This window comes from Pseudomonas sp. X10 (assembly GCF_054889225.1).
The window spans coordinates 4,791,338-4,810,018 of sequence record NZ_CM142677.1 but is presented as its reverse complement, the minus strand read 5'-3'; the positions used below and the strand labels follow the sequence as shown (position 1 = coordinate 4,810,018).

The 18,681-nt window shown below is 67.4% G+C and carries 5 protein-coding genes; all 5 read right to left on the bottom strand.

From position 1 onward, the window contains the following. Window positions 1–11: 11 nt before the first annotated feature. From ACYU03_RS21945 to ACYU03_RS21925, 5 genes are read right to left on the bottom strand one after another with little or no spacing between them, the layout of a single operon-like run. The gene (locus ACYU03_RS21945) at window positions 12–773 is read right to left on the bottom strand and encodes a thioesterase II family protein (protein WP_461886714.1); all 762 of its coding nucleotides are present in this window, start codon (window positions 771–773) and stop codon (window positions 12–14) included. Next, window positions 770–1,879: a Gfo/Idh/MocA family oxidoreductase gene (locus tag ACYU03_RS21940; RefSeq protein WP_461886713.1), complete on the bottom strand. Its 1,110-nt coding sequence runs from the start codon at window positions 1,877–1,879 to the stop codon at window positions 770–772. Before ACYU03_RS21940 ends, ACYU03_RS21945 begins: the two co-directional genes overlap by 4 nt. Beyond that, window positions 1,876–11,352 (bottom strand): SDR family oxidoreductase, encoded by a 9,477-nt coding sequence (locus ACYU03_RS21935; protein ID WP_461886712.1) that lies wholly within the window; start codon window positions 11,350–11,352, stop codon window positions 1,876–1,878. Before ACYU03_RS21935 ends, ACYU03_RS21940 begins: the two co-directional genes overlap by 4 nt. After that, window positions 11,339–12,565 carry an MFS transporter gene (locus ACYU03_RS21930; RefSeq protein ID WP_461886711.1) on the bottom strand — a complete coding sequence of 409 codons (1,227 nt, stop codon included), beginning with the start codon at window positions 12,563–12,565 and terminating at the stop codon, window positions 11,339–11,341. The genes ACYU03_RS21935 and ACYU03_RS21930 overlap by 14 nt, the downstream gene beginning before the upstream one ends. After that, complete coding sequence (locus ACYU03_RS21925) at window positions 12,562–18,651, bottom strand: amino acid adenylation domain-containing protein (protein WP_461886710.1); 6,090 nt, start codon at window positions 18,649–18,651, stop codon at window positions 12,562–12,564. The genes ACYU03_RS21930 and ACYU03_RS21925 overlap by 4 nt, the downstream gene beginning before the upstream one ends. Window positions 18,652–18,681: the final 30 nt, after the last annotated feature.

The window sequence follows — 18,681 nt, the reverse complement described above, 5'->3', positions numbered from 1 at the left end:
GGGCGGTCCCGTCAATGGTGGAAGAGGCTGATGCTGTGTTCGATGAAGGTCTGCAGGTGCGAGGCGAAGGCCCTTGGGCGCTGGGTCGGGTAGAAGTGATCGCCCGCGACGGTCTGCTGCTGCACGGGGCCGGCCAACCAGTGGCGCCAGGCGCCGACCTCGTCGGCACTGGCCTCGGCATCGTGGCTGCCGTGCAGCAACAGGGTTGGGGTATGAACCTGCGGATGCTGCGCTTGCAGGGTGCGGTGGTAGCTCTCGGTGACCTGGAAGTCAGCGCGCAGCATTGGCAGGAACACCTGCAACAGCGCGGCGTCCTGGCGCAGTGTTTCGCTGCAGCCGCCAATGGCCACCAACTGTTCGATGAAGCGCGTGTCGTCCAGGTGGCTCAACAGGCGTCGGCCGCTCAGGTGGGGCGCATGGCAGGCCGACAGCACCAGGCCGTCCGGCGGTGTGCCTGCCTGCTCGAGCAACAGGCAGGTCTCGAAGGCCACCTGTGCGCCCATGCTGTGGCCGGCCAGCAGCAGCGGCACGTCCGTGGCAGGTAGCGCCAGGATGGTCTCGGCCAGTTGCTCGGCCAGCGGCCGTACATGGTGCACGCAAGGCTCGTGCATGCGCTGGTCACGCCCTGGATAGATCGCCAAGGTGAGGTCCAGCCCCAGTCGCTCCAGGCCTCGCCAGCCATGAAAGGCTCCGCTGCTGCCGCCGGCGAACGGGCACAACAGCACCTGCGCTTCGGGCTGTTCGGCACGCAGGCAGGAACGCAGCAGGCTCATCGCGACGTCTCCCCTCGCAGCAGGTCGATGTCCAGCGCCCGAGGTGGCGGGACCTGCCGTTGCTCGGCGGGCCCCACGCAACGCAGCACGTCCTGCCAAAGCCGCGCCACGGCCAACTGATAGCTGTCGTCCAGCACGGCTGGCAGCGGCGTGGCATGTTCGACGTGCTCACGCAGGCGTTGCAGCAGCCAGGCCACGCCGGCCGGCCCCTCGACTTCATGAGCACTGCGCCAGTCACGCGCGGCCGCCAGCAGTGGGGTAGCGGTGGGGCGATCCTGGTAACCGCCGGGGCTGGCATAGAGGGTCTGGCGGTCGTCGGCGTGGCTGTCGGCGTGCAGGGCCGGGGTCCAGTTGACCGGGCCGTGGCTGGCGTCCAGCGACAGGTAGCCGTTGGGCCAGCCCAGGGTCATCTGGTGCATCACCAGGCTGTGCAGGTCCGGGTCATCGGGGCTCATCCAGCGCTGCAGGCGCAGCAGCACGCTCTGGCCGGGAAGTGCCAGGGCCAGCGTGTCGAACTCTGCGTCACGCTGCACCAAGCTCACCTGCGCAGGCTCCTGGCCGCTGTCGCCCAGCGCTTGCAGCAGCAGGTCGAGGCTGGAGTAGAGCAGTTGGCGGCTGGTGGTCAGTTGCGCAAGGCTCGGTGAACTGCCACCGAGCAGGCCACGAACCCGTCGGGCGGTCTCGACCCAGCAGCGCCCGGCCGGGGTGTGGGCGTAGAAACCGTTGACCCGGTACAGGCGTCCATGGGCCTGAGCCAGTGCCTGGTGACGGGCAATCTCGTCAGGGTGTACCGGGTGCTCCTGAATCACATGCAGGCCGCGCCGCAGCAGTTGCTCGACCCGTTCGCCCCCGGTGCCACCGACCACCGCCGAGCGCACCACCACGCAAGCGATGTCCAGATCCTCCGGCAGTTGCTCGATATCCGTGTACAGCGGGATACCGAAGGTGTTCGCCAGCGCCCGCGCACGCGGACTGCCGTTGGCCAGCAGGCCGGCAAGCTGCAGGCCGGGCTGCTCGACCAGGAAGCTGTTCAAGTACAGCTCGCCGAACTTGGCCCCGACCACCAGGACTTTCAGGGGAGTGTTGGGTTTGATGGCACGTGTCATGGGCGAACCTCTTCAGTGGCGGCGATCCACGCCGCGATGGTCTGGCAGGTGTGTGGCAGGTGCTGCTCGTCGAGCAACAACTGCCAGTGGTCGCAGTCCAGGCGCTGACGCTGCGCCTGCTCGGCCCAGGCCCACCAATCCTGTTCGGCGGCGGCCCAGTGCGCGGGGCGCTGTCCGGCATCCAGCCACAGGCACGGCAGCGGCAGGGCGCTTGGCCGACGGTGTTCGGCAAGCAGGCGCAACAGTTGCTCGATGTGCGCAAGCCAGCCGTGGGCTTGTCCAGCGGCGGGGGGGTGTTTGAGGAAGCCGGCCTGCACGGCGAGCTCGATGAAGGTCGCCAGCTGTTGCGCCTCGTCCAGGCGCTCAAAATCGTCAGGCAGAGGCAGCGGGTTGGCGCCTTGGGCCATCAGGCGCAGCAGTTCGGCGCGTTGCTTGAACTGGAAGTCGGCGCGGCAGACGGGGTCCAGCAGCACCAGGCGAACAGCCTCGCCGTCGCTGTGCAACAGGTGCGCAGCCGCCTCGGCCAGGAAGCTGCCGTACGACCAGCCCAACAGCAGGTAGGGGCCCTGTGGCTGCTGCCGCCGGATCGCCTGCACATAGCGCCGGGCAAGGGCATCGAGCGAGGTCTCGGGCTGCGCGGCGTCGGCCTGCAGGCCGAATACCTGCAAGCCAAGCCCGCGTGCCAGCGGCAGGTAGGCGCTGACGTCGCCATCGGAGGCGTGGAACACGAACAGGCTTTGCGCGCTCGGGCCGCGAGCCAATGTCAGCGGGTTGGCGTCTTGCGGCGCACTGGCAGAGGCGAGGGTCGCGCAGAAGTCGCCTAGCCGCGGATGGTCGAACAGACCGCGCAAGCTGCTGGCGCGATAGCCTATGCGGTTGAGGCGGGCGATCATGCGCGTGGCGATCAGGCTGTCACCGCCGCAGGCGAAGAAGTCACTGGCTTCGTTCACCGGCTGGCCGAGCAGTTCGTGCCACAGCACGCCCACCTGTTCGAGCACGACTGGGTCGACGGCGACGCTGCACGCGGGTGAGGGCGCGGCAGCGTTGGCAGGCTGCAAGCGTTGCGCCTGGCCATGCTCGACCAGTTCCAGGCTCAGCGGCCAACCTGCCTTGCCGGTGTCGATGCGCGCTGCCAGGGCGGGCAGATCCAGGTGAGCAGGGCCTTCGGCACGGGCCAGCATGAAGTGCTGACGCATGCTGTCGTCGTCCTGCTGTGGCCAGTTCAGCACCCAACTGAAGCCTGCGCGCTGCACCGCTTCACGCCAGCGCGGCAGGTCAAGCATGGCTTTGCCGTCGTCGGCGCGGGCATCTTCGAAGTCACTGAGGTTCTCGATGAAACCGATGCTCGCCAACTGCAATGCGCTGTCGCGCTCGGTGGCCTCGACCAGCAGCAGATGCCCACCTTCGCCCAGCAGGCCTTGCAGGCGCCTCAGGCTGCGCGGCACGTTGACCACATCGTGAAGCACATTGACCGCGACGATCAGGTCGTAGCCCTGATGCTGCTGGTGGTCGATGGGCTGGTTCAGGTCCAGTACCGAGGTAGTGAGCGCGGGCCACGCGGCGAAACGCTCGCCGGCCTGCTCGAGGAACAGCCTGGAGATATCGGTGAAGCGATACTCGCTCAGGTGGCGCTCCAGCGCAGGCAGCAGCTCGGCAGTGGTCGCGCCGGTACCGGCGCCGACTTCCAGCACACGCAGGTCGCGGCGGCCCTCGGCGAGCGCCAGTGCCGCCTGGGTCACGCTGCGGTTCAGGCAGCGCAATACCGGGTTTTCGCTGTAGAAGGCGCGTACTACGCGGTCATCGCCCGCAAACAGCAAGCCCAGCGCCGAGCGCTCGCCACGCAACAGCTCGCCATGCAGGCCGATACAGGTCTGCAGGTAATCGCCCAGGGTCTGGCTCCAGGTCGCTGCGGGTAGCGGGGGGAGGGTCGGCGCAGGCGCCGGTAGCGCACGCAGGCTGACGTAACGTTGCCCCTGCTGGCGCACCAGGCCCTCGTCGCACAGCAACTCAAGCCAGCGTCGGAGCAATCCCGCGAAGCGTGGCAGTGCGCCGAGGCGCGCCATGACCTCGGGCAGGTCGTGGTCCTGTCCGGCGGCACTGAACAGACCGTGCTCGCGCAGGGTGGCGATCACGCCTTCACGGGCGCGTTGTTCGAGGGCTGTCCAGGTCTGCTCGACCTCCTCGCGCTCGGCGGTATCCAGTGCCGGCAGACTGCCCTCGGCAAGCGGCGAGGGGGTAGGTGAACTGTCGCTCAGGTCGCGCGGCGCAGCGGCAATCAATGCACCCAGTAGACGGCGCTGGTCACGGTCGACCTCGATACGCGCGCCAAGCACGCCCGGCACCTGGCGCAGCTCGCCCTCCAGCGCCTGTACGTCAAGCGCCTCACCGTCCAGATGCACCGACCAGTCGTGACGCGGCAGTGCAGGCAGGCTGTCGAAGGCCTGCGGCTGGTCGGCCAGGGTTTCCAGCAGTTGCCTGTAGGCATCGAACAGGCGTTGCTCGACCCCGCCGGCCAGCACATCACGCATGCAGTACCAGCTGAACACCAGCTCACCGTCGATCTCCATCACCTGGTGGTCAAGCCAGACTTGTGGTGTCTGGGTGAACACGTGCACGGGATCACCCAGCGTCGCGGTCATTGCCTGGTCGATGGTCTGACCTTCCAGCGACATCCCGAGCATGCTGGTGAACACCACCGGCATCGCCGGTTGGCGCGACTGGCCACGACGTCGACCCAGCTCACGCATCAACTCGACGCCATTCACTGCGGTGTGCGCCAGGCGCTGCCACAGGCGCGTCTGGGTCGTTTGCATCACCTCGCGCAGGCTCGCCGCGCGGCCAAGCTGGAAGTCCACCAACAACACCGAGGTAAAGTCGCCGATCAACTGCTGGACCTGCGGGTGCAGCGGGCGGCGGTTGAAATAGGTGAGGTTGAGGGTGAAGTCCGGGGTGCGGCTCACGCTTTCCAGGGTATGGGCGAACAAGGCCAGCAAGGCGGTCGAGGCGGTGATGCCCAAGTCCTGGCACTGGCGTTTCAAGCGGCCCCAGCGTGCGGCGTCAAGGCTCGCCTGCAAGGTGTGGAAGCGCGGCTGGCCGCTGACCGGCACCTCGGCCATGGGCAGCTGTGGCGCATTGGGCAGGTAGTCCAGGGTGTCCATCCAGAAGCGCCACGACTGACGCCACGCAGCGCCCTCGCGCTGCGCAAGCTCGGCCATCACATAGTCGCGGAAGGTCAGGTCCAAGGGTTCCAGGCGCTCGCCGGCATAAGCCCGCGCCAGGTCGTCCATCATCACCTTGAAGCTCTGCACATCGAACAACAGCAGGTCGAGGTTCATGTGCAGGCGGCACATGCCATCGTCCAGCTCGCTGATGCTGACTTCGAACAGCGGCCAGCGGTCGGTGGGCAGCACGCGGTAGGACATCTGTTCGCGGATCTGCGTCAGGCGCTGCTCGCGTACCTGTGGGGCAAGGCCGCGCAGGTCGGTGCGGGGCAGTTGATACCAGGGCGTGTCTTCGAGAATGCGTTGCCGACCGTCGCTGTCGACCACCATGCGCAGCATGTCGTGGCGGGCGATCAGTGCGTTCCAGGCCTGCTCGAAGCGCGTCAGGTCGAAGGTCGCCAGCGCTTTGTCCCACTCGAAGAGCACGTGGCAGGCCACACCGCCGTAGTCGATCAGGTCGGTGCGGCCCAGCCAGTAGGCGTGCTGGATCGGCGTCAGCGGGAATGGCTCGTGGCGGGCGGCCGGGTCCGCTTGCAACTCGAAGGTTTGGCCCGTCGCGGCGGTTGGTGCGGCGTCGAGCAGCAGGTTGGCCAGGCCCTGGATGCTCAGGTCGCGATAGGCGCGTTCGGCGTCCAGGCGTACGCCCAGTTCGCGCTGGATGCTGCTGCTCAGTTCAAGGAACAGCAGCGAGTCCAGACCCAGTTGCATCAGGTCCTGGCGGGAGGCCAGAGGTTGTTCGGCGTTCAGGCGCAGTTGGCTGCGGATCGATAGCGTAAGCCAGCTGTGCAGGGCTTCAAGGTCGCTGTCTCGATCACCCGTGAGGGTGGGCGCGAGCACGTGCTCACGCGGTTGTACCGCGGCCGCTTGCGGCGAAGCAGTGCTGCTTTGCGCTTGCGCGAACAGTTTGCGCGCCGGGTCGATCCGCTGCGATTCGATGCGCATCGCCAGGTGCCATGGCGCACCACGTACCACCGCCTGCTCCAGATGCCAAAGCCCTTCGGCGGTAGTCAGCACGCCCATGCCGGCCTGGGCCAGCTTGGCGTGCAAGCCGGCGTCGGCGGCACGGCCGATTTCGCCCCAGGCGCCCCAGGCAATGCTAACGGTGTGCAGCCCCTCGCTTGCAGGCGTGTCGGCCAGCCCGTCGAGATAGGCGCTGGCCAGGGCATGAGCGCCCTGGCCAGGCGCGCCGAGGCTGGCGGCGGCGGACGAATACAGCAGCAGATAACGGCCATCCTGCTGCAGGGCCTCCTGCAACTGGCGCGCAGCCTGGCACTTGACCTGCAGCAGCGGTCGCAGGCGCCCGGCATCGAGGTTGTCCAGCGGGGTGTCGTCGAGCAGCGCCGCGCAATGGATCGCGCCGGCCAGACGATCTTCGTCACGCAGGCTGTCGAGGGCCTGCGCCAGTGCGCTGGGGTCGCCGACATCGCAGGCCAGCCAACGCACTTCGATAGCGCTGGCCTGGGCGAACTGTGCTTGCCACTGCTCGGCCTCGGTGCTGCGCCGTGGTGCGAGCAAGGCGATACGCCGCGCGCCCTGTTGCGCAAGCCATGCCGCGCTGAGCCGGCCCAGGCCGCCAAAGGCGCCGGTCACCAGGTGCCAGCCCGGCAGCGCTAGGCTGTTGGCCGGCAGAGCAGCGCTGGCATGGGGCTGTTGTACCAGCGCCTGCACCTGGGCCACGCCGTTACGCACGGCAATCCAGCGCTCGCCGGCCTGTGCGGCGCGCAGGCCGGGCAGCAAGGCTTGCCAGGCGGCCTGCTGCTCCAGGTCGATGATCGCCAGGGCACGGTGTGGCTGCTCTGCGCAGGCAACCCGCAGCAAGCCCCACAAGGCACGCTGCTGCGCATCGAGGTTGTCACTCTCGGCCAGGCGCCAGGCCCCGCGGGTGACTACCAGCAGCGGTTGTTGGCGATCACGACCCAGCGCGTCGAGCACCTGGCGGGCCATGTCACCCAGTTCGGTGGTTTCCACCACCAACAGGCACGCCTGCGCCTCGGGATGATGTTCGATACCTGCGCCCGCCAGCGCTTCGCGGGCCTGTGCCGGCTCCACACGCACGCTATGCAGGGTGCTGTCGCCATCGGGCAAGGCGCGCCAGTGCCATTGGTAGTGCGTCTGCGACGCGGCCTGCGGCCTGGGCAGTGCAGCAGGGGGACGATCGGTCTGGGCAAGTTGCTGCCAGTTGCCGTCGTCGTCGCGTTGGCTCAGGGCAATCTGCGCCTCGCCGAAGGCTGCCGCGCGCCATTCGATGCCGAGGGCGTCGAGGCGTGCCGGCAGTGGCGGTACTTCGGTGAAAGCCGGGATGCGTCGGCTATCGCCATGACGCTCGGTCAGCGCGGCGCACAGTTCACCCAGGCGGCGCTGCCAGCGCTGCGTATCGCCCTGGCAGTCGCGCCAGTCAGCCTGGTAGTGATGTTCGCCCAGTTGGCGGCCGAGCAGTGCACTGCCGCTGTCATGGCCGACCAGACTGGTTGAGGCCGTGGCAGCCGCGGTGCGTGCCAGCAGGATGTGCTCGCTGATGCGGGCGGTCGGCGTGCCGTCGTCCGGCAACCAGTCGACACTGGCGAAGCCGCTCTCCAGACACTGCTGCTGCCAGTGCGCGGTGGACAGGAACAACTCGCCACCGCGGGCGGGCTGGTCGTGCAGGGGCAGCACCAACGGTCCGAAGACGAAGTCGAACAGGCGCATCGGCCGGGTGATTTCGCGCATCAGCAGCGCGCCACCGGGCTTGAGCAGCGGGCGCAGGTTGCTGAGGGTGTCGCCGATGTGTTGCGTGGCATGGATTACGTTGGCCGCCACGATCAGGTCGTAGTGACCTTCGATGAACCCTTGCTCGGCGGCAGGTTTGTGCAAGTCGAACTGGTGGTATTCGACGAAATCGAAAGCGCTAAACTTCTCCTGCGCGCGGCGGCTGAACAGTGGCGAGATATCGGTGAAGCAATAACGAACATCGGCAACGGCTGTCAGTTCGGGCAACAACCAGGCAGTGGTGCCGCCGGTACCGCCGCCCACCTCGAGGATGCGCAGCGGCGCGCCTGCGGCCACTTGTTGCTGACGCACCAGGCCTGCCACTACGCCAGCGGCGATCTGGTTGAAATAGCGGCCATAGCTGAACTGCTGGTACAGCACCTCGACGCCACTGGAGGCGCTTTGCGGGAAGATCACCGACACCGGCTCGACGCTGCCGCTCATCATCGCGAACAACTGTTCGCCTGCGCGTTCCACGGTTTCGGCGATCACATCCAGGCCTTCGCAGCAGCCGCGCAGCTCATCGAGCAGGGCGCCATGGCGCGCGCTTGGCAGTGGCTCGGCGCTGTAGTAGCGGTCGTGCTCAAGGCGGTAGTAACCATCCTCGGTGCAGGCACGCAGCAGGCGCTCGAGCAATTGCCGGTGGCGTGGCAGCAGACGACCGCCGCGCAGCACCTGCAGCGCAGTCACGCCTTCATCGATGGCATCGCCCACACACTGGCGCACCAGTTTGTCCACGTACAGGCCGTGCAACTCGGTGACGCAGCGATACAGGCGCTCCAGGCGCGGCAGGTCGAGCCCGTCCGCCTCGCGCTCGATGACTTGACGACCGCCTTGCAGCAAGAGGTCCTGGGGCGCTGCCGAAGTTGCCTGCGTAACCGCACCTGCGCACCAATAGCGGTGCTCATCAAAGGGATAGAGGGGCGCCTCGCCGCGTAAGCCACGGCTGGGCAGCAAGGTACGCCAGTCAAGGTTCACCCCGGCGGCGAACAGCTTGAGCAGGGCTTCGCGCTGCAGGTCGGCCCCCGCCTTGTGGCGCCGGGCGCTGGCGATCCAGGGGCAACTCAACGCGAAGCTGCGCTTGCCGATGCTCGCCAATGGCGCGTCGGCACCGATCTCCAATGCAACGCCGATGCCCTGTTCGATAGCTGCTTGCAGCGCCTGGTGAAAGCGCACGGGTTGGCGCAGGTGACGGCGCCAATAATCGGCCTGACCCAGGGTTTCGAGCGTCAGTGCCTGGCCGGTGAGGGTGGAGATGATCGGGGTCTTGCCGGGGGCAGCCTGCAAGGGCGCACAGGCCTGCTGCCAGGCATCGAGAATCGGATCGAGCAAGCGTGAATGCGCAGCTCCCGCCACGGCCAGCGGCGTGCAGCGGATCTGTCGGGCTTGCAGGGTTTGAGCCAGCGACCGGATGGCCGCTTCAGCGCCCGACACCACCAGATGCTCCTCGGAGTTGTATACGGCGATTTCCACCCCGTGCGCCTCGGCCAGCGGCCCCAGCACCTCAGGACAGCAGAACACCGCCAGCATGCGTCCATCGGCGCCGCTGTGATGCATCAGTTGTCCACGGCGAATGACCAGCGGCAGCAGTGTTTCCAGCGGATAATGCCCCGCGATCACACAGGCGGCGAACTCACCCACCGAGTGACCGATCAGCAGGTCCGGGCTCAGGCCCTGTTCACGCCAATGCGCGGCCATGGCCACGGTAAAGGCGACGATGGCCGGCTGGGCATAGTCCATGCGGTCGATCAACGCGCCGTGCTCGCCAAACATCACTTCGCGCAGAGGCGGGGCCAGGTGGCCAGCGGCGATGGCGAACGCGCGGTCCAGGCTTTGGGTGAAGGCCGGTGCGCTGCCGTACAGGTCACGGCCCATGCCAGCCCACTGGCTGCCTTGGCCACTGCACAGCCACAACTGCTGGCCGTTACTGCGCTGGCCAATGTGCAGCAGCGCGTCATCGTTGCCTTGGGCATAGGCGTGCAGGGCCTGTGCGGTTTCTTCGTGCAGCGGCACGGCCAGGCGATGCGGCAGGTCGAGCTGGCGTGCATGCAACGCGGTATGTGCCAGGTGGGCCGGCACATCACCCTTGTCGAGACGGTCGGCATAGGCGCCGGCCAGACCGCGCAGCGACGCTTCGCTGGCGGCGCTGAGCAGCAGAGCGGGCGCTTCGGGGCTGGCGAGGGCCGGGCGCAACGATTCGGGCAGCGCCTCGACGATCATGTGGCAATTGGTGCCGCCGATGCCGAACGATGAGACCCCGGCGCGACGCGGCCCGGCTGGCCAATCCAAGGCCTGGCGCGGCACCTGGAAAGGGCTCTGCTCGAGCTTGAGTGCGGGGTTGGGGCGCTGGAAATGCACGCACGGCGGGATCTTGCCATGGCGCACGGCAAGCACCGTCTTGATCAGGCTGGCGATGCCCGCCGCGGTATCGAGATGGCCCAGGTTGCCCTTGACCGAGCCCAGGGCGCAGCCGCCGATATCGCTGCGTTCGGCAAACGCTTCGCGCAGGGCCTGTAGTTCGATCGGATCACCCAGCGGGGTACCGGTGCCGTGGGCCTCAAGCATGCCGATGCTGGCGGCCTCGACATCGGCCAGCAACAGCGCATCGCGAATCACCTCACGTTGGCCGAGCACCGATGGGGCGGTGTAGCCGACCTTTTGACTGCCGTCGTTGTTGATCGCGCTGCCGCGCAGCACGGCCAGGATCGGATCGTTGTCGCGCAGTGCGTCGTCCAGGCGACGCAGCACCACCGCGCCGACACCGTTGCCGGCGAAAGTGCCCTGGGCGTCGGCGTCGAAGGGGCGACAGCGCCCATCCGGCGAGAAGATCATGCCGGGTTGGTAGCGGTAGCCGGCCTGTTGCGGGAACGACACCGCAACGCCACCGGCCACGGCCATGGCGCACTCGCCACTGCGCAGGCTCTCGCAGGCCATGTGCACCGCCACCAGCGAGCTGGAACAGGCAGTCTGCACGGTGATCGCCGGGCCTTGCAGGTTGAGCTTGTAGGCGGCGCGGCTGGCCAGGTAGTCCTTGTCGTTGCCCATCAACGCCTGCAGCCCCTTGACCTGCGCCACTTCAGTGACGCGGATCGCCTCGCGGCCGGGGTAGGTGCTCAGGCGTGACGAGGCGAACACGCCGGTTTTGTGCGGCACCTCGCGCGGGGCAAAGCCGGCATGCTCCAGGGCATGCCAGACGGTCTGCAGGAACAGGCGCTGTTGCGGATCGATCGACTCGGCCTCCTGCGGCGAGTAGCCGAACAGCGTGGCATCGAAGTACTCGGGGCGCTCGATGGTCGAGCCGACATTGACGAAGTCCGGGTGATTGACCAATGCCGGATCCAGCCCTGCAGCCAGCAGTTCGTCACGGCTGAAACGGCGGCTGCATTCGCGCGCCGTCAGCAGGTTGAGCCAGAACTGCTGGCTGTTGTCGGCTTCGGGAAAACGGCAGGCCAGGCCGACCACGGCGATGGGTTCGCTGGTGCCGTAGAAGGCGTCAGACGTGTGCATTGAGAACCTCTTGGGCAGGCTGGGAAGACGGGTGGGCGCCGAGTCCGCGTTCGAGGCGGCGGCGCAGGTGACAGGCCGGCCACAGGCACAGCCAGGCGATTGCCGCGAGGCCGGCCAGCAGCAGCGGATAACCGGCGTGCTGGGCGACCTGCAGCGCAGCCATCGAGGCGAGCATGGCCACCGCGGCATCAACCGATTGCAGCAAGGCATAGTCGGAGGCGGGCTGGTGAGGACGAACCACGCCCATCAGCAGGTTGTAGAGCACCACGAAACTGATCGCCGCAGCGACGTTGACCAGGAAGAACAGCACCAGCCAGGCATCGAGGTTGTACAGCCGCACGCCAACGGCCGCGGCCAAGGCGATGACCGCGTGCAGCATCATGGCGGGCAGCAGCACGCGCCAGGCACCGAGGCGTCGCGCCAACCAGCCGCCGAGCAGCACGCCGATGCCACTGGCGAGAATGCCGTAGACGCTGCTGGCCAGGCCCAGGTCCACCAGCGCCAGGCCCTGGTCGAGCAACAGCACGGTCTGCACGGCCACCAGTCCGCGCATGGCCAGGTAGTAGACCGCGGTCAAGGCCAGGGCGGGCCAAAAGCCGGCGATGCTGGACAAGCCCAGGCGTGGTTGCTGCTGTGGCGGGGCCTGGGTCTGCGGGCGTGTCAGCAAGGTTGCAGGCAGCAACAGGGCCAGCGATACCCCGGCCATGCCGAAGAATCCGGCCTGCCAGCCCCAGCGCTCGGCCAGGAACAGGAACACGAACGAGCCGAACACGATCCCCAGGTAGCTGCCGCCGACCTGCGCAGTATTGGCGTAAGGTCGCTGCGCTGCATCGCAGGTGGTGATGGTGATGCCGTCGGCATAGATGTCGTGGCTGGCCGAGAGCAACGCCAGCAGCATCAGGGCACCGAGAATGCTGTACAGCGAGTGTTCCGGCGCCAGGCAACCAATGACCAGCAGGGTTGCAGCCATCACCAGTTGCAGCAGCACCAGGCTGCCGAGGAAGCGATTGCCACGCAGGGCCAGGCTGTGCCGCTCGCACCAAGGCGCCCAGAGGAACTTGCCAAGCCACGGCAGGAAGGTCAGCGACAGCAGGCTCAGGCTCGCCAGGTCCAGGCCCTGGTGACGGAAGTAGCCGACCACGCCTTGGAGCATCAATGCAGTCAACATACCCTGGTGCAGGTAATAGCACCAGTAAGGCAGGTAGCGCTTCATGCCTCACCTCCGGCGCGGCGCAGGCGTCGCGCGCTACGTAGCTCACGTTGCGTCTGGCGTGCAGGCTCGAGGCTGGCCGGTGCGAGTGCATTGGGTTGCAGGTGCACGGCCAGGGCGTGGGCGTTGGGGTAGCCGAAAACGTCGGTCACCTGTAACTGCTGATAGCCCAGTTGAGTCAGGCGAATGTGCAGCTGCACAAGCTTCAGCGAGCTGGCCCCTGCGTCGAAGAAGTTCTGGCGGCTGTCGCGCAGCGGCGTGCCCACGACTTCATGGAACGCCTGGCGGATACGCTCGACCAGCGCCTCGTCGGCCAGCGCCTGCGGATCGGCGACGGCGATCGGTGCGGTGATCGCCGCTACCGGCTGCGAATGCGCATGCCGGCTGCGTGGCACAAGGCTGTCCAGCGCCTGTGACCAGGCCTCGGGGTACTCGGCCAGTTGGCGCAACAAGGCGGTGTACTGAGCGAACATCGCCTGCAGCATGGCCGGGTCGAACAGCGCTTCTACCGCGTCCCAGTTCAGGCACAACTCGCCTTCGGACTCGTAGACCTGATGGTCGAGCCAGGTCTGCGGGGTCTGCGAGATGCCCCAAACCGGCTTGAGCCATGAAGACTCGGCGAGGAACCGGCCCTTGTCGAAGCCCAGTGCGCTGGTGAACACCACTGGCATCTGCGCCGCCGCCTGGCCCTGGCGGCCAGCCAGTTCGCGCATCACCCGGATTGCCGAGTGACTGCGGTGGCCAAGGTCGCGCCACAGCCGTTGCTGCAGGCCCTGGGCGCTGTCGAGCCAATGCTCGGCGGGGTGCCAGGCCAACAGCAGCAGCGAGGTGAAGTCGCCCAGCACCTGGTCGATATGCGGGTGCAGGGGCTGGCGGTCGAACAGGGTCAGGTTGAGGGTCAGCTCGCGCTCGCGGCTCCAGGCCGACAATACTGCGCTGAAGGCGCTCAGCAGCAAGCCCGAGGGTGTCAACTGGTGCTGGTGTGCCAGGGTCTTGAGGCGCGTCCAGGTAGCGGCAGGCAGGCGTTCGGCCAGGCGCACGAAGCGCGGTGTGCCGATACTTGCCGGGTCGCGCAGCAACGGCAGGGCAGGCGCGGCGGGGAGGCGGTCGAGGCGACGCTGCCAGTAGGCCAGGGCCGAGGCCGACGCCGGCTGGTTGGCCAGCAGCATCTGGTAGTCGCGAAAACCAATGTCGATGGCAGGCAGCTCGAGCGTTGGCTGCAGGTACAAGCTCTCAAGCTCGGCCAGCAGGATCTGCATGCTCAGGCCATCGAGCAGCAGATTGTCGAGGCTGACGAACAAGCGGCTGCGACGGCTGCCGTCCTCGACCACCTGTACGTCGAACAGCGGCCAGCAGGCAGGGTCCAGCACCTGATGCGACAGGCGCTCGCGCAGCGCCTGGGCGACCTCGCCGTACAACGCTTCGACTCGATGACGACGCGGCACGAACGCCGGCACCTGCTCGAGCACCTGCAACTGGCCGTCGCGGACCACCGCGCGCAGGGTGTCGTGTCGCGCAATCAAGTGCTGCCAGACGGCGTTCAGGCGCGCATGATCGAGATCTTCGACTTCAAACTCGACGAAAAAGTGCGCGCCCACGCCGCCCAGGGCGAAGCCCGGCTGACGGCCGACCCAGTACGCCTGCTGCACGTCACTCAGGGGGAACGGTTGGTAGCGGTTGGTCGGGTCGTGGCGCAGGGTCGTGGGCGCAGCATGTGGGGCCGCGACCAGGGTGGCGGCGAAGGCTCCAAGGGCCGGGAAGTTGAACAGGTCGTCAAGCTGGGCGCGGTAGCCATGGCTGGCCAGCTCGCCGATCAAACGGGTGGCCAGCAGGCTGTCGCCGCCCAGTTGGAAGAACTGGCTTTCGCGGTGCAGCGGTCCGCAAGCGAGCAGGGCTTGCCAGAGCTGGGCGAGCAGGAGCTCGGCGTCGCTTTCCAGCGCTTGGGGCTGCGCCTGGGCTGGGGCCGCGGGCTTGCAACGTTGAGCCAGCGCCTGGTGATCGATCTTGCCGTTGGCAGTCAACGGCAGGGCATCGAGGAAATGTAGGCGCTGCGGGATCATGTAGCTGGGCAGCTCGTTGGCCAGTGCCCGAGTCAGCTTGGCAGAGTCCGGGCGCAACGCGGTACCTGGGGCGCGCAATACCAGGCGCTGCAGGTCGCCCAGACAGTCGGCTTGCTCCAAGGCGCAGCCGGCCTGGGCCAGCAGTCGTTGCCAGTGGGCAGTTTCATGCAGGCGTTCGGCGGCGCTGCGGCCCTGTTCGATCAGGTCGCTGCTGACCAGCGCCAGATGCGAAGCCCGGGCCAGCTCCCATACGCACAGCGCCGCGCCCGGCGTGCAGTACTTCAGCCAGCGCTGCAACGCAGTGAGCGGATCGTCCAGGCGATGCAGGGCGTTGTTGACCAGCACCAGGTCGGCGCTGTGCAGCAGCTCGACCAGTGTGCTGTCGTCGTCGCGCAGGGCCTGGGCATTGGCGTGGCCTGCGAAGCGCTCGCGGGCCTTGGCAACCAGGCTGGGCGAGGTGTCGAGCGCGGTGTAGTGCAACTGGCCGGCGGGCAGCGTACGCAGCAGGCGGGCACCGAGCAGACCGCTGCGCGCGTCGACGTGCACCATGCGTACCGGGCGCTGCAACTGCTGGCTGAGGCGCATGAGGCTGGCGGCCAGTTGCTCCAATGCCGCATCGCTTCCAGGGCATTGCAGCAGCAGTTGCTCGGGCGACCAGAACGGGTGTTCGAGCAGCAGGCGGGCGTCGCGTTCACCGCGCAGGATGGCGGCCAGACCTTGGTGATGGGCGTTCAAGGCCTCGGCCAGTTCGCCCTGAGCAGATACCGATGCCTGCGGCGTTGTGGCCAGCAGTTCGAGCCAGCGAGCGACCAGCCCGTGCCACTGCGGTGTACAGCCATATGCCTGGACGGCCTGTTCGACGCTGGCGCTCGGGTCTACACCATTGAGGCGCAGGTGCTGGGCGAGGAAGTCGACCACCAGCGCATCGCGGGTGTCGTCTTTGTCGAGTGCCTGTGCGCTCAGCCAGTCCTGATAGTGGGCCGGGGTGCGTGGGTCGCGGGCAATCGGGCTGCACAGCGCATCGCCCTGGGGTACGACGAAAGCCACCAGGGCTTTCTCACGGTCGCCAACGGTGGTGGTGATTGCGCTCTTGACGCCCTCCAGGCGATTGAACGCAGCATCGATCTCGCCCAGTTCGATACGGTAGCCACCGACCTTGACCTGCTTGTCGCGGCGGCCAAGGAACTCCAGCGTACCGTCCGGCCAGTAGCAACCCAGGTCGCCAGTGCGGTACCAGCGCTCGCCCGCCACTTCGACGAACTGTCGAGCACTGCGCTCAGGGTCGTTGAAATAACCCTGGGCGACCCCGACGCCGCCGATCCACAGCTCGCCCGGTACCCAGTCGGGGCAGTCGCGGCCCAGCTCGTCGACCACCCGGTAGCACTGGTTGTCCAGCGGCGTGCCATAGGGGATCGAGCGCCAGTGCGAAGGCACCTGGGCAACGGTCAGGGTGTTGGACCAGATCGCCGCCTCGGTGGCTCCGCCCATGGCAACGAAGCGGCCCTCGGCGCGGTAGGCGTGGTAGCGCGCCGGCAGGTCGAGGCCGATCCAGTCGCCGGACAGCATGACCAGGCGCAGGCGCGCGGGGGCGTCGATGTCGAAACCTTCGCTGTAGGTGATGAGCATGTCGAGCAAGGCCGGCACGCTGTTCCATAGGGTGATGCCATGGCGTTCGATCAATTCGCACCACAGGGCCGGATCGCGGCGCTGCTGCTCGTTGACCAGTACCATGGCGCCGCCTGCAGCCAGCACACCGAAGATGTCGTACACCGACAGGTCGAAGTGCAGCGCCGACAGCGCCAGGACCCGGTCATTCGCGTTGATCGCGTGGCGGCGATTGATGTCGACGCAGGTGTTCAGCGCGCTCTGGTGGCTGATCACCACGCCCTTGGGCTCACCGGTCGAGCCGGAGGTGTAGATAATGTAGGCCGGTTGTTGCGCCGATACGGCAACGGGAGCTGCCTGGGGCTCGGCGAGGATCGCTTGTTGCCACTGCAGCAGGTTGTCGATGCCGGCATCGTGCGGCTCGTCGGCACTGACGATCACGCACTTGACCCCTGCGCCACGGTAGATACCCAGGCGCCGGGCCAGCGGCTGGTCAGGCGGTACCGGCACATAGATGGCGCCGGCATGCAGGATGCCGAGCACGGCGACCACCTGGCCAATGTCCTTGCCCATGCTCACGGCCACCGTGTCGCCCGCACCCACGCCTCGGGCCTGCAATGCGCCGGCCAGGCGCCGGGCCTGTTCTGCAAGTTGGGCGAAGGTCAGTTGGCGTTGTTCCTGCTGCAGGGCGATGGCCTGTGGTGTCTGCCGCGCCTGGGCGAACACTGCGTCGTGCAGCAGCCCGTCGGGCAGTGGGCTGGCGGTGGCGTTGACCTGCGCGCGCACCGCGCGCTGGGCCTGGGGCATCAGTTCGGGCAGGGCGCAGGTCCAGTGCGAGAGGCTCTCGCTCAGGGCCAGTACCTGGGCGAAATAGGTGTCGAACAAGGTGTCGACCAGCCCTGCGGGGAACAGCTCCAGGTTGCTGTCCCACTGCAGGTAGACCTCGCCCTGGTGCTCGAAGGCCAGATGATCGATCCACACCTGCGGCGTTTGCGAGATCCCCCAGCCCAGCGCGCCGATGCTGTCGACATCGGCTTCGCCGAACAACGGACGGCCCAGGTTGCTGGTGAAGACCAGCGGCGCGCCGTGTGGGTGGCGCTGGCGTTTCTTCAGCTCGCGCAGTACCTGCACGCCCGACCAGGCGCTGTGCTCGTGGGTCTCGGCAAAGCTGCGCTGGTTGGCCTGGGCCAGCTCGGCGAAGCTCGCTCCGGCGCAATCCACAGGCAGCGGCAGAATGTTGGTGAAGTCGGCGATCATGCCCGCCACGGCCGGGTGCAGGGGGTGGCGGTCGAACAGGGTCAGGTTCATCAGCAAGCGCTGCTGGCCGGTCCAGCGGGCCAGTACGGCGCTGAACAGGGTCACCAGGGCCATGGTCGGCGTGACCCCGCAGCGCCCGGCGTGCTCGCGGAACGTTTGCCACTGAGTGGCATCGAGCTGGCCACGACGGCGGCTGATGCGCACCGGGTCGACGCGCTCGGGCTCCTTGGTCAAGGGCAATTGCGGTGCCAACGGCAGGTCGTCGAGGCGCGCGAGCCACCATTCCCGGGCAGCCGCCTCGCGGCCCTGGTCACGGCGTTGCAGGTCGCTCAGGTAGCTGGCGAAGTCGTAGTCCTCGGCTACGGCAGGCAAGGGTTTGCCCGTGAGCAGCGCGATCAGTTCCTCGAACAATTGGTTGAAACTGGCGGCGTCGGTCACCAGCAGGTCGATGTTGACCAGCAGACGGTGACCGTCCTCGGGCAGCAGGCACAGCTGGAAATCGAAGGTTTCGCCGCGCTCGACGTGCAAGCGACGGTGGCCGAGTTGCTCGCGCAAGGCCAGCAGGCGCTTCTCGCGCTCAGCGCTCGACAGCTCGCGCAGGTCGTGCACCTGCAGGCCGGGCCAGGCGCTGTGCGGGTGCCATTGCTGGGCGCCGTGGGCGAGCAGGTGCACCTTGAGCATCGGGTGGCGCTCGATCAATTGATGAATTGCAGGCTCCAGCCGTTCGGCGGTCAGGCCATGGCCATCGAACTCCTGATACAGGTGGCAACCTACGCCACCTAGCGGCTGCTCCTTGGAGCGCCCCACGAGGTAGGCGTGCTGCACCGGGGTCAAGGCGAACGGCTGACCGTCGCGCAGGGTCGGCAAAGGGGTAGCGGGACGCGCGGCAGTCGTGGCCTGCACGGCGCTACCGAGCAAGCTGCGCCAGCCGGCCAGGGTAGGTTGTTCGTACAGCGCGCTGAGGGTCAGTTTGTAGCCCTGGCGACGAAAGCGGTTGAGCCAGGCCATGAGGTGCATCGAATCCAGCCCGAGCTTGAGCAGGTTGGCATCGTCGGCAAGCTCCCCCAGGGGCAGACGCAACTGGTCGGCCAGGGCCTGGCCCAGGGTGTTCGGGTCGAACGCGAGGGCCTTGGGTGAGGTCGAGGCATTACTGTTCGATGTGTGCATGGTGAGACTCCATCCAGACAGGTGCTCGGC